The sequence below is a fragment of the Caulobacter sp. SSI4214 genome, from assembly GCF_012184455.1.
Classification (GTDB): domain Bacteria; phylum Pseudomonadota; class Alphaproteobacteria; order Caulobacterales; family Caulobacteraceae; genus Caulobacter; species Caulobacter vibrioides_E.
On the sequence record NZ_SZWJ01000109.1, the window covers coordinates 1 to 12,922 of the forward strand.

Consider the following 12,922-nt stretch of genomic DNA (forward strand, 5'->3'; position numbering starts at 1 on the left):
GCCGCGATAGTCGGCGTCACGCTGAAGGCATGAGCGGCAAGCCGTTCGAACGCGCTCGATCCGACGGGGGACCGACATGAGCAAGACCCAGCGACTGGCTGGCCGGACGGTGCTGATCACCGGCGCCTCCTCGGGAATCGGCGCGCGGTTCGCCCGCGTCGCGGCCGCCGAGGGCGCGGCGGTGGTGATCGGCGCGCGGCGCGTGGACAGGCTGGAGGCGCTGCGCGTCGACATCGTGGCCGAGGGCGGGCGCTGCCTGGCCGTGGCCCTGGACGTCGCCAGCGAAGCCTCGACCATCGCCGCTTACGACGCCGCCGAGGCCGCCTTCGGGCCGGTCGACGGCGTCGTGGCCAATGCCGGGATCACCGCCGACGGCCTGGCCGAGGAGATCGCCGTCGAGGACTTCGACCAGGTGTTCGCGGTCAATGTGCGCGGCGTGTTCCTGACCGCGCGCGAGGGCGCGCGGCGGATGCGGAAGGCCGGGATCGCCGAGCGCGGCCGAGTCGTGCTGGTCTCGTCGATTACCGCCAGGATGGTGACGCCGGGTGTGACGGCCTACAGCGCCTCCAAGGCCGCTGTCAGCCATATGGGCCGGCATCTGGCGCGCGAATGGGCGCGGCATGGGCCCAACGTCAACAACCTCTGTCCCGGCTACATCAAGTCCGAGCTGGCCGGCGACTGGTTCGAGACCGAGGGCGGTCGCAAGCAGATCGGCAAATGGCCGCGCCGTCGGATGCTGGACGAGGACGCCCTGGACCCGATGCTGGTCTATCTGCTGTCCGACGAGAGCAAGGGCGTCACCGGCGCGGACTTCACCATCGACGACGGACAATCGCTATGAGCGGGGCGCGCGACGACGCCAGGGGCGCGGCGATCGCCGCCAAGGTCGAGGCCTTCGTGCGCGAGGTCGTGGCCCCCTATGAGCAGGATCCTCGGCGCGGGGCGCATGGTCCGTCGGACGCGCTGATCGCCGAGCTGCGCGCCAAGGCCCGGGCGGCCGGGGTGCTGACCCCGCACATCCTGGCGGACGGTTCGCACCTCTCGCACCGCGAGACGGCCCAGGTGTTGCGGGCCGCCGGTCTGTCGCCGCTGGGACCGCAGGCGGTCAATGTCGCCGCGCCCGACGAAGGCAACATGTTCCTGCTGGGCAAGGCCGCCTCCAGCGAGCAGCGCGCGCGCTTCCTGGCGCCGTTGATCGCCGGCGAGGCGCGTTCGGCCTTCTTCATGACCGAGCCGGCCGCCGACGGCGGGGCGGGATCGGACCCGTCGATGCTGATGACCACGGCGACCCAAGACGGCAATCACTGGGTGATCAACGGCCGCAAGGCCTTCATCACCGGCGCCGAGGGCGCCAAGGTCGGCATCGTCATGGCCAAGGCGGAGGTCGGCGCCACGCTGTTCCTGGTCGACCTGCCCGATCCGGCCATCCGTATCGAGCGGGTGCTGGACACCATCGACAGCTCCATGCCTGGCGGCCACGCCGTCGTGTCGATCGAGGGCCTCCGCGTCTCGGCCGACCAGATCCTGGGCCAGCCGGGCGACGGCTTCAAGCTGGCCCAGGTGCGCCTGGCCCCGGCGCGTCTGACCCACTGCATGCGCTGGCTAGGCGCCTGCGCGCGGGCCCACGAGATCGCCACGGCCTACGCGGTCAAGCGCCACGCCTTCGGCAAGCCGCTGATCGATCACGAGGGCGTCGGCTTCATGCTGGCCGAGAACCTGATCGAGCTCAAACAGGCCGAGTTGATGATCGACTGGTGCGCCGACGTCCTCGATTCCGGCGCGCCGGGGACCACCGAAAGCTCGATGACCAAGGTCGCCGTCAGCGAGGCCCTGATGCGCATCGCCGACCGCTGCGTCCAGGTGATGGGCGGTACGGGCGTCACCGGCGACACCATCGTCGAGCAGGTGTTCCGCGAGGTCCGCGCCTTCCGCATCTACGACGGCCCGACCGAGGTCCACAAATGGAGCCTGGCCAAGAAGATCAAGCGCGACGCGGCGGGGAGCGCGAACCGGCCCCTTTAGGTCCGCCGCCAACGCCCCTCCATGAGCGGCGCGGCCCCCTAAGGGCGGACCGACACGAGACTGTCGCAACCTCGCCCTAGCGATGCTCTTGAAGCAAGCGGGAGCGGGACATGGCGCGTTTCAAATCGGGCATCGGACGTCGAGCGGCGCCGATCTTGTCGGCGTTCGCGTGCTGGGCGCTTTTGTCGCCCGCCCAGGCCGCGTCGAACGCGGCGGGGCCAACGCCCTTGCCCACCGGGCAGATGCTGACGCCGCTCGCCGCGCCGGGCGCGGTCTTCGAACCGCTTCCGGCGCGTATCGGTCCGCTCCCCGACACCTTGGCGGACGGCGCCTCGGCCATCGCGCTGAGCCCCGACGGCCGCGAGGTGCTGGTGCTCACAAGCGGCTTCAACCGCGTGAACGGCCCCGATGGCAAGGTCGTCGCGGGACAGTCCACGGACTATGTCTTCCGCTACGCCGTCGAACCGACCGGCGCGCGTTTCCTCGAGACGGTTCAGACGCCCAACAGCTTTTCCGGCGTGGCCTGGACGCCCGACGGTAACGGATTTCTCGTCGGCGGCGGCGTGGACGACAACGTCCATCGCTTTGTTCGGACCCCCGAGGGGTTCCGCCCCGCGGCCGGCGGCCCGGTCAAGCTGGGTCACGCCCAGGGCAACGGCGTCAACGTGAAGCCCGAAGCCGCCGGCGTCGCGGTCAGCCCCGATGGCGCCCGCGCTCTGGTCGCGAACTACTACAACGACTCGGTCAGCCTGATCGATCTGACCAAGGGCCAGGTGATTTCCGAACGCGATCTGCGCCCGGGCAAGAATGATCCGGCGCGGGTCGGCGCGCCGGGCGGCGAATTCCCGTTCGCCGTCGTTTGGACGGACGCTTCCCACGCGGTGGTCTCGGCCCCGCGCGATCGACAGCTGGTCCTGCTGCGGGTCACGGGGGACGGCGTCGAGGTGACTGGCCGGATCGCGACGATCGGCGAACCGACCGCGCTGCTCTGGGATGGGAAGGCCCGGCGGCTCTACGCCGCGGAGGACAACGCCGACCGCGTCGCGGTCGCGGACGTCGAGGCGGGCCGACTGATCGCGGAATGGAAACTCGCGCTGCCCGGCCTCGATCCTTCCGCTGGAAAGGGCCTGAACCCCAATGGCCTGGCGCTCACGCCGGACGGGCGCCTGCTGGTCACGCTGGGCGGCGTCAACGCGCTGCTCGTCCTGTCGGCGGACGGCAAGACCATGGGCGCCATCCCCACCGGCTGGTATCCGAGCGGGGTCGCCTTCGACCCGGCCGCCGGGCGCGCCTTCGTGATCAACCGCAAGAGCCCGCCGGGCCCCAATCCGCGAGGCTGCGGACCCAAGGTGGCGTCCATCAAGTCGCAGGCCAGCGCTTGCGGCGCCGCCAACCAGTATGTGTTCCAGCTCGAGAAGGCGGGCCTGCTGACCTTTCCGCTGCCGTCCGGCGCCGCGCTTGCGCGGACCACGGCGCAAGTGGCGAAGAACCTGGGCGCGGATAGGGCGCGGGAGCGCGCGGCGGCCGCCAGAACCATGGCTGAGCTGCGCAAGCGCATCAAACACGTGGTGTTCATCATCAAGGAAAACCGCACCTATGATCAGGTGCTCGGCGATCTGCCCGTCGGCAATGGCGACCCCAGTCTCGCGATCCTCGGCCGCCGCCTGACCCCCAATCACCACCGTCTGGCCGAACAGTTCGTCACCCTGGACAATTTCTACGACAGCGGCGAGCAGTCGAGCACGGGATGGACCTGGACCACCGCCGCGCGCGCGCCGGACCTTCTCGAGAAGACGGCGCCGGTCAACTATTCGGGGCGCGGGCTCTCCTACGAGGCCGAGCAGGCGGACCGCAATGTGCCGACGGCGCTAGGTTTCGCCGAACGCCGGGCGACCAATCCGGCGACGCCGAACGATCCGGATCTGATGCCCGGAAAGGCCCTGCTCACGGCGCCCGACGCCGATGGGGACGACGACGACGCCAAGGGCGCCGGCTTCCTGTGGAGCGCCGCGATCAGGGCGGGTGTTTCGGTGCGCAACTACGGCATGGCCGACGCATCGGTCTACGACCAGGGCGAACCGGGCGATGTCGCGCCGCTGCGCGAGCCCTGGAAAACCCACACGCGCATCCACACCGCCACCGACAAGCTCTTGGCGACCCGCAGCGATCCCTATTTCCGCGGCTTCGATCAGCGTCTGGCGGACTATTGGCGCGTGATGGAGTGGCGGCGCGAGTTTGCGGCGCAAGTCAAGCGCGGGGCCATGCCCAGCCTTACCCTCCTGCGCCTGAGCCACGATCACTTCGGCGACTTCAAGGACGCGTTGGATGGGGTCAACACGGTCGAGACCCAGATGGCCGACAACGACTTCTCGGTCGGTCTCGTGCTGGAAACCCTGGCCAACAGCCCCTTCGCCAAGTCGACCGTCGTGTTCATCATCGAGGACGACGCCCAGAACGGCGCCGACCACGTCGACGCGCGCCGTTCGATCGCCTTCGTGCTGGGCGCCTATGTGCGCCAAAAGGCGGTGGTCTCGACGCGTTACACGACGGTCAGCATGGTGCGCTCGATCGGCGATCTGCTGGGCCTCAAACCTTTGAGCCTCAATGCGCGGATGACGCCGCCCATGGCCGACGTCTTCGACCTCGGTCAGTCCCCGACCTGGTCCTACCGCGCCGTCGCGTCCGACGTGCTGAAGGCGACGGATTTGCCCATCCCCGCCGACCGCTTCGAGCCTGTCCAGACGGGCGAAGCCTGCCCGGTGAGAACCGCCGCGTTCTGGGCGGACGCCATGGCCGGCCAGAACTTCGCCAAGGAGGATCAGCTGGACACCGCGCGGTTCAACACGGCCCTGTGGCGGGGGTTGGGAAAGGGCCCCGAGCCGATCGCGCGCACCGGCGAAAACCTCGCGCGCAACCGCGAAGCCTTGCTCGCGACGCGGTCCTCCTGTCGCTGAGGGGGGCTTGTCGCGACACCTGGCGCTGGCGGCCCGGGAGGGACTCGAACCCCCGACCTTCGCTTTAGGAAAGCGCTGCTCTATCCTGCTGAGCTACCGGGCCGTGCTTCGCGCGCGGCCAGGGGTGCATAGCGCAAGATGACGGGCGTGCGAACCCCTCGCGCCGGTGTGGTCGGGATCGAAGTCCGGCGCCGGGCTCGGGTCACAGCGCGAAGCTCGCGCGATAGCCGGCCCGGGCGACGATGGCGGCGGTCAGCCGTTCCAGCGCGTGGGCCGCGGCGCCGTCGACGCGGCCCTGTTCGGGCTCGAAGCCGATCCGCGCCTCGCTGAGGGCGCTCAGGGGCTCGAAGGCCTCGATCCGTCCCCAGAACATCGAGCCGGCCGCGAAGGGCGTGCTGTCCTTCACGGTCAGGCCCATCAGCGCCGACAGGCGTTCGACGTGCGCCCGGTTATTGTCCATCACGCCTTGCGCGCCCAGCGTCATCCGCGCGTCGGCGGCCGCCAGCAGGCCGAGCCGGGGATCCTTGGCGAAGGCCGCGAGCGCCCGCTCGGCCGCGCCCGGTCCGACGAGATCGGCGACCAGGGCCTCGCGCCAGGCGTCGCCGTCGCCGCGATGCGGCGAGCGCTTGGTGTGCAGCTTGCAGAACAGCGCGTGGCCGTGCGCGCGGGCCGCCTTCAGCGCCCGGATGAACGGGCCGATGTCGCGGCCCTGGTTCGGGGTGATCAGCAGCAGGGCGTCGGGGAAGGCCGCTCGCGCGGCGGCGAGGTCGGTCTCGGTCCAGCTGTCGGGCGCGGTCACGATGATGTCCGCTCGCCCGGCCAGCGGGGCCAGGCGCGTGGCGAACCAGTCGGTCAGGTCGGGATAGTAGAGGTGCAGCAGGATCGCAGTGTCCGATCGCCGCTGAAAGCCGGCCGCCGAGGCCGCGACGACCGGATGGTCGGCGGGGAGGCGTCGCGCATAGGGGGCCAGGGCCGCGCGCGTCGCGTGCAGGTAGGCGTGGCCGAACCACCGGTCCGGTTCGAGATAGGCGCCCTCGGCCCATTCGTTCCAGGCGTTGACGAACACCAGGGCTTCGCCTGGCGGCTGGACGCGGACCGCGTGCTCGAGGGCGCCGGACAGCCACCGCTGGTAGGTTTGAGGATCGGCGCCGTGGAAAACCTTGCCGGCGGCGGGCTTGCGCGCCTGGTTGTCCCAGCTGGGCATGACGCCGGGAATAAAGTCGGGACCGGCGCCGGCCAGGGCCTTCAGCTTGGCGTCGACCACGCCGGCGTAGTCATAGACCTGGCCGCGAAAGTCCGGATGCAGCGGCTGGACCTGGCGGGTGATCTCCGCGACATCGATTCCGTGCGGCGGGAAGTCGACAATGCCGTCGAACCCGCAACTGGCGGGGTCGCTGAAGCCGAACGCGGTGGTGGCGTACAGCGCCAGCTCGCCCAGGCCCAGGTCGCGCGCCAGGCCTCGCCACCGCGCGGCGGTGGCCTTGGGATCGGGCAGAAGCTCGGGCCGGTAGACGACCAGGACGGGCCGTCCGCCCACCCGCACATAGCGCGGATCGGCCATGTACCGGGCCAGGTCGCGGAACACCGCCAGGTCATCCTCGGGCGAATGGTTCTGGGCGATCAGCACCTGGCCCTCGTCGCCCTCCCAGCGCCGCGTCCAGTTCTCGTTGGCCCAGCACAGCGCGAACGGCAGGTCGAAGGTCGGGTCGGCGAGATAGGCCTCGATCGGGGTCTCCAGCAGGCGTTTGCCGTCGAACCAGTAGTAGTGGAAGCAGAAGGCCGACACGCCGGCCGTCCGCGCCAGGGCGATCTGCTGGGCCATGACCGACGACAGGCGCAGGTCGTAATAGCCCAGATCGGCCGGCAGGCGCGGCTGGTGGTGGCCGACGAACTGCGGCTGGGCTTTGGCGACATTGCTCCAGTCGGTGAAGCCCTTGCCCCACCAGGCGTCGTTCTCCGGGATCGGATGAAACTGCGGCAGGTAGAAGGCCAGGACCCTCGGCGCGTCGGGGGCTAGGCGCAGGGGCTCGACGATCGGGGCGGCGAACTGTTCGGCGCGAGCGTTCCGGGCGACGGCGAGCGCGTGGTCATAGGTCCGCCGCCAGGCGTCGCCTTCCCCGGCGCGCGGCGTCCGCCCACGCGGACGAACGCGCCGGGCCGCGCGCCACGCGCCGGCCAGCGGCGACCGCAGCGGTCCCAGAAATCCCTTCAGCGCCTCGAACGCCGGGCCGAGCCGGCCGCGCGGATCGGCGTCGAGCTTGCCCGCGCCGGACACGGCGAAATGCTCCAGGACCAGCTGCCCCGCCTCGCCGTCGAGCGCCAGCCGCAGGCCGCGCAGACGTCGGCCCCTGGCGGGCAGCACCGTGAACAGGCCTTCGCCGCCCGCCTTCAGGCGCGCGCGCGAGTCCTCGCCATAGCCGCCGCCCCAGTCGGCTTCGACCAGGACATCCGGCGACTTGCCCTCCGGCGCCGCCAGGCGCAGCTCGATCCGCAAGGTCCTGATCTCGGCCAGGGCGCGCAGCGTCGCGCGGTCCGGAGTCCAGGCGAGAACCGCGCGGGGGCCCTGCTGAACGAGGACCGGGGCGGCGTCATCCGACGCCCTCCAGACCGCGCCGCTCAGCGGGCGCAGGTCGAGCCGGTCCCGGCTCATGCCGCCGCGGCCGCCCGATAGGCCACCCAGTCCTCGGTCGAGCCCAGGAACGCGATGCGTCCGCCGCTCAGTTCGCAGACCCGGTTGCAGACCCGCTGGACCAGGTCCTCGTCGTGGGTGGCCAGGACGACGATCTTGGCCTCCTCGACCATCCTTTGCATCCGCTCGCCCGCCTTCTGCACGAAGGCCGCGTCGCCGGCGCTGAGCCATTCGTCCAGCACCAGGATGTCGGCGTCGAACTCGGTGGCCACGGCGAACATCAGTCGCGCCTGCATCCCGGCCGAATAGGTGCGCACCGGCAGGTGCAGGAAGTCGCCCAGGCCCGAGAACTCGGCGATGGCGTCGATGCGGCTGTCGATCACCTTGCGCGACAGGCGGCGCATCATGCCCAGCTTGTGGATGTTGCGCAGGCCCGTGGCTTCCGGGTCCATGCCCGCGCCGATCGCGATCATCGAGGTGATGTCGCCGTCGATCGACAGCTCGCCGCGGGTCGGATGATAGATGCCGGCGATCACCTTCAGCAGGGTGGTCTTGCCCGAGCCGTTGTGGCCGACCAGGGCGATGCGGTCGCCCTCGTTGATCTCGAGATTGATCTCCGACAGCGCCCTGACGGCGGCCACGTCGCCAGCGGCCTTGTACATGCGCCCGCCGACCGCGAGGTTGAACACGGCGCTGCGCAGGGACTGCGAGCGCAGGCTGTAGACGTAATAGTCGAGGTCGACGTTCGTCAGCTTGATCTGGTGCGTCATCGCCGCCTCTTACAGCCAGAAGACCACGCGCTTGCGGAACAGGGCCAGCAGCGCGATGGCGATCAGGGCGAAAGCGCCCACGGTTCCCAGCGACCAAAGCCAGTCGATCGCGGCGGGAGCGTGGCCGGTCAGGGGCGCGCGCAGCAGCTCCACCTGGTGCGCCAGGGGGCTGTAGTCGACCACCCAGCGGTACTTCGGGCTCATCTGGGCCCGCGTCCAGAACACCGGGGTCACGTAGAACAGCAGCTGCACCACGTAGCTCATCATGTAGGCGACGTCGCGGAACCGGGTCGACGGGATGGCGATGATGAAGCCCAGGAAGCAGACGCTGAGCAGCACCAGGGCGACGGCGGGCAGCAGGGTCCAGTGCGGCGCGGCGAACCGGCCCAGAACCAGCATCATGGCCCAGAAGGCGATCAGCTGGGTCAGGAAGTTGGTCGCCGCCTTCTGGGCGTGCAGAAACACATAGAAGGTCAGCGGCAGGCGTTGGCTCTGCATCAGGCCCGCGTTGTACAGAAAGATCGCCTGGGCCTCGGCGATGGTGGTCCCCACCAGGGACCAGGCCAGCAGGCCGGCCACCACCTGCGGATAGCTCTCGCGCAGGTTCACGCCCATCAGGCCGCCGACGATGAAGGCCAGGGCGAAGGCGACGACCAGCAGGTTGCAGGCCATCCAGAAGGGGCCCAGGATCGAGCGCTGGAAGCGCGAGGCCGTCTGGTCCAGGCCGAGCCGCCACCAGAGGGGCGTGAGACGGATGGCGTCTCCCACGTCCTTGAACGCGGCCATCAGGGGACTCGACATGCAACCCTTCCTCGGCGCCTCGCGGCGATCGACAAGGGGCCTGCTTATAGAGCGCCGCGCCGCCCGACAACGTTTTGGAGGTCGGTCGAGCCTTGGTTTCTCAACAAGCGTGGGAAGTGTTGCGTAAAAACTTTAGTTGGCGCGGCGCTTCGCCCGGCGCTGTGAGACGCGCCCGCCTCGGCGGACGGGCGCGTCACGGGGCTAGAAGTCGGCGGAGATCGTGAACTGAATCGTCCGAGGCGGGGCCGGACGGAAGCTGGCCGGCGTGTTCACCGTGGTGTTGATGGTCCCCAGATAGTCCTTGTCGAAGATGTTATCGATGTTGACCCGGGCCTTGATCTGGCTGAACGGGCCGGCCGCGAAGCCGTCGCCGATGTCCACATAGGCGTTGACGATGGTGTAGCCGTCGACCTTCTCGCTGTTGACGAAGTTGGTGAAGCGGCTCTCCAGGTGGCGGGCCGAGACATTGAACAGCAGACCGTCGAACGGTTCGACCGTCACGCCGGTGGTGAACACCCAGTCGGGGAAGTCGGGCACCTTCTTGCCGGCGATGGACAGGGTGACGGGGCTGGCCGTGGTGCTGGCCCGATAGTTCAGGACGTCATCCTGGAACTTGGCGCTGTTGTACGAGACGTTGGCGTTCAGATAGGCCTTGCCGGCGAAGATCTCCGGCTTCCACTGGCCGCTGAGCTCGACGCCCTTGGCCTTCACCGCCCCGACGTTCTGGTAATAGGTCTCGGTGATCCCGCCGCCGCCGGGCACCGGAGCCGCGAAGGCCTGCAGCCGGTTCTTGAACTGCGTCTGATAGGCCACGATCGAGGCGTTGAACGTCTTGTGGTTGGCGCGATAGCCCAGCTCCCAGTTGGTCGACGTCTCGGGCGCCGGAGCCGCCACCGTCGGGCTGGCCGCCGAGAAGATATCGTCCGCGCCGCGCGGCAGGGCCATGTTCTCGGAGTAGGAAGCGAACACCTGGTCGCGGCCGGTCAGGCTGTAGACCGCGCCGACCTGCGGCAGGAAGCTATCCTTCCACTTGGCCTTCAAGGTCGGCTGGCGGCTGTTGATGTAGTCGTTCGGATTGCGATAGCCGGAGATCTTGTAATCGATGTCGGTGGCCTTGAAGCCGACCTCGACCTTCAGCTTGGCTTCCAGCAGGGTCAGGGTGTCCTTCAGGAAGAACTGCTGGGTCTGGCGCACGGACTTGTAGTCGCGCTGGGCGTGGACCCGCTCGCTGAACAGGGGCGCGCCGTCGGGATTGCCGTCCTGCACGTTGTAGCGGTTCTGCGTGCGGTGATAGTCGTCGTCCTCCAGCCAGAGGCCGGTCTCGATCTTGTTGAAGCCGACATGCCAGGCCAGCTTGGCGGTGACGCCCTTGCGCAGGCCGTCGATGCCGGAGAGCCCGTACTGAATGCCTCTGGGCGCGACGATCCCCGCGACGATGCCCTTCTCGGCCGTGTAGCTGGCCAGCGAGGTTGAATAGGCCTCGGGCGAGACGCCATAGCCGCCCTTGTCCTCGTAATAGGCGGTGGTGGTCAGGTCCAGGTCGTCGACGATCGGCGTGTTCAGCGTCAGGCCGTACAGGTGGTCCTTCCGGCTGTTGACCGCGAACTTGTAGTACTGGGCGTAGTTGGCGTTCGAATAGACCGGGCCGCCGGCCACCGCCGGCAGGTTGGTGGCGGTCTGCGCCGTGCCCGCCGCGCCCGGCGTGGGAACGATGCCCAGATAGGCGAAATACCGTCCCGAGCGCCCGAACACGTCGCCGGCCGTCCCGTTGTACTGGGCCAGGGTGATCGACGGGCTGTCGTAGTCGTAATAGTCGTTGTGGACGGTCTGGAAGGTGATGTCGCCGCCCTTGGGCAGGGCGTACTTCAGCTTGCCCTCGTAGTGCTTGCGATCGATCGTGCCCGGGCCGCGCCACAGGTCGCCCTTGATCCACGAGCCGCTGACATAGCCCGAGAAACCGCCGTGCTCGCCCAGCTCCAGGCGCAGGAACCCGCGGCGAAGGTGGTCGCTGCCCAGGGTGCCGCTGAACGCGCCGCCGGCCGTCTTGGCTGGGGCCTGGGTGAAGTAGTCGACGATCGGGCCCAGCGAAGCGTAGCTGGGCAGGGCGACATCGCCGGCCCCCGCCGAGGCGGTGACCCGCATCAGGTTCTCGTTGTCGACATAGCGATAGATCGGGCTGCCGCCGAACTGGTCGCTGCGGCCCATCGGAATATTGTCCAGCAGGAAGCCGATCTGCTGGAAGTTGAAGGCCCGCACCGAGACCGAGTTGCCGAACTCGTACATGCCCAGGGCGTCGTTGGCCTGGACGTTAAAGCCCGGCAGGGACTCCAGCATCTTCAGGCCAGTGATCCCCGCCGGCGCCGAGAGCAGGGCCTCGCGGGTGATCGAGACGGTGGCGGTCGCGTGGTCGGTGCCGATGGCCACGCTGGCTTCCGACAGCCGCTTGCCGGTGACGACCAAGGTGTCGAGCTCGGCGGTCTTGTCGGCCTGCTGGGCCAGTGCCGAGGTCGCGCTTCCCAGCAGGGTCGCGGTGAGCAGAAGCGCGCGAAGACGCGAGGTCGCGAGCGAGCGAGTTCGAATGGTCATGCATACCCCCAATCAATCACTGATAGGGGGAGCGTCGCCGTGGGGGCGGTTCAGGTAAATTTAGATTTTCTCAGGACTGTAACATATATTTCAGATTGATCATTTCGATGGCGTCAATGCCTAATAATTGCAAATATGAATTATTAGTTCGCGAAATGTATTTGAGTATTCCGGCGCTTGGTGGCGCGGATTGATTTAGGCGTTGCTGAGGCCCCGGAGGCTCGCTCGCTCGTCCGTCTGGGTCAGCCTGACAAACGGCCGCGCCGCCAATTTCGAGATCCCCAGGAACCGAGGTTCGCCCCGTCCTGGCAAGGCGTCGCGGGCGCGCGCGGCCTCAATGAAGGTCGATGGCCCGCCGGATGGGCACGCACCTACCCCGCGAGCGCGCGAAATCATCAGCGGAGGAGGGGCGCCCGCCGACCGCCGCCTCGGGCGGCGAACCTAAAGTCAAGAAATATCAAGTTATGAGTGTGCAGGATTGTCTCGGCGCCTTTGGATTGTGATAATGAGAGCGCTCGCGCCTGCCTGGCGGGCGCGTGGATGCGGGGGAGCCGTTGACGACGATCGAGATCGCGGCGAGCGCGTGGCGCGCCGTCGGCGAACCGCCGCCGGCCCAGCCCATGCTGATCGGCATCTCGGGCAAGCGCGATCTCCGGGGCGCGGAGGCGGCGGTGCGCGCCGCGCTGGACGTCGTGTTCGAGATGATCGACGGGCTCTGGCCCCTTGCGGCCCCAAGGCTGCTCAGCGCCCTGGCGGCGGGAGCCGACACCGTCGCGGCCGAGGCCGCCCTGGCGCGGGGCTGGCCGGTTCTGGCGCCTTTGCCCTTTCCGCTCGCGGTCTATGAGCAAGACTTCGCCACCGCGTCCGATGACCTGGCGCGATTGCGCGGCCTGTTGGCGCATCCGAACGTCTCGGCCTTTCCGCTGGCCGCGCTAAAACGCCCCGGCGATCGGGCGTTCGAGGGCGTCGAGCGCTGCCTTCACTACGAACAGGTCGGCCTGTTCATCGCCGAGCGGGCGACGCTGATGGTCGGCGTCATCGGCCCCGAAGAAGTCCCCGATCGCATCGGCGGGGCGGCGCGGATCCTGGACTTTCCTCTGACCGGCGATGACCCGATCGCCCGGGAAACGCGCGCCCGCAGCGTCGAGCTGCTACCGGAA

Annotated in this window: 8 protein-coding genes and 1 tRNA gene; 4 read left to right on the plus strand and 5 right to left on the minus strand. The window is 68.9% G+C overall.

The features are described from left to right. The first annotated feature begins 76 nt into the window (after positions 1–76). The 3 genes from FCU40_RS20475 (at position 77) to FCU40_RS20485 (ending at position 4,976) form a co-directional block, all read left to right on the plus strand. Positions 77–841 carry an SDR family NAD(P)-dependent oxidoreductase gene (locus FCU40_RS20475; RefSeq protein ID WP_168077460.1) on the plus strand — a complete coding sequence of 255 codons (765 nt, stop codon included), beginning with the start codon at positions 77–79 and terminating at the stop codon, positions 839–841. Next, a complete protein-coding gene (locus FCU40_RS20480; protein WP_168077462.1) occupies positions 838–2,022 on the plus strand; it encodes an acyl-CoA dehydrogenase family protein in 1,185 nt (394 codons plus the stop codon). Before FCU40_RS20475 ends, FCU40_RS20480 begins: the two co-directional genes overlap by 4 nt. A gap of 110 nt (positions 2,023–2,132) precedes the next feature. Continuing rightward, positions 2,133–4,976 carry a hypothetical protein gene (locus FCU40_RS20485; protein WP_168077464.1) on the plus strand — a complete coding sequence of 948 codons (2,844 nt, stop codon included), beginning with the start codon at positions 2,133–2,135 and terminating at the stop codon, positions 4,974–4,976. A 26-nt stretch (positions 4,977–5,002) separates the two neighbouring features. Here FCU40_RS20485 and FCU40_RS20490 read toward each other — a convergent pair. The 5 genes from FCU40_RS20490 to FCU40_RS20510 form a co-directional block, all read right to left on the minus strand. Beyond that, positions 5,003–5,079 (minus strand) — tRNA-Arg (locus FCU40_RS20490). Positions 5,080–5,178: 99 nt separating this feature from the next. After that, complete coding sequence (locus FCU40_RS20495) at positions 5,179–7,626, minus strand: glycoside hydrolase family 99-like domain-containing protein (protein WP_168077466.1); 2,448 nt, start codon at positions 7,624–7,626, stop codon at positions 5,179–5,181. Then, positions 7,623–8,375: an ABC transporter ATP-binding protein gene (locus tag FCU40_RS20500; RefSeq protein ID WP_168077468.1), complete on the minus strand. Its 753-nt coding sequence runs from the start codon at positions 8,373–8,375 to the stop codon at positions 7,623–7,625. Before FCU40_RS20500 ends, FCU40_RS20495 begins: the two co-directional genes overlap by 4 nt. Positions 8,376–8,384: 9 nt before the next feature. Continuing rightward, positions 8,385–9,176 (minus strand): ABC transporter permease, encoded by a 792-nt coding sequence (locus FCU40_RS20505; RefSeq protein WP_168077470.1) that lies wholly within the window; start codon positions 9,174–9,176, stop codon positions 8,385–8,387. Between the two features lie 201 nt (positions 9,177–9,377). Continuing rightward, complete coding sequence (locus FCU40_RS20510; protein ID WP_168077472.1) at positions 9,378–11,774, minus strand: TonB-dependent receptor; 2,397 nt, start codon at positions 11,772–11,774, stop codon at positions 9,378–9,380. 542 nt (positions 11,775–12,316) lie between these two features. On the opposite strand from FCU40_RS20510, the gene FCU40_RS20515 reads away from it, so the two are divergent. Then, on the plus strand, positions 12,317–12,922 hold a 606-nt coding region (locus tag FCU40_RS20515), incomplete at its 3' end, for a hypothetical protein (RefSeq protein WP_206677359.1).

Bases quoted from the DNA above. Each gene is read 5' to 3' on its own strand.
- FCU40_RS20505 (WP_168077470.1), bottom strand. From the start codon at position 9,176: ATGTCGAGTCCCCTGATGGCCGCGTTCAAGGACGTGGGAGACGCCATC.
- FCU40_RS20485 (WP_168077464.1), top strand. From the start codon at position 2,133: ATGGCGCGTTTCAAATCGGGCATCGGACGTCGAGCGGCGCCGATCTTG.
- FCU40_RS20480 (WP_168077462.1), top strand. From the start codon at position 838: ATGAGCGGGGCGCGCGACGACGCCAGGGGCGCGGCGATCGCCGCCAAG.
- FCU40_RS20475 (WP_168077460.1), top strand. From the start codon at position 77: ATGAGCAAGACCCAGCGACTGGCTGGCCGGACGGTGCTGATCACCGGC.
- FCU40_RS20495 (WP_168077466.1), bottom strand. From the start codon at position 7,626: ATGAGCCGGGACCGGCTCGACCTGCGCCCGCTGAGCGGCGCGGTCTGG.
- FCU40_RS20500 (WP_168077468.1), bottom strand. From the start codon at position 8,375: ATGACGCACCAGATCAAGCTGACGAACGTCGACCTCGACTATTACGTC.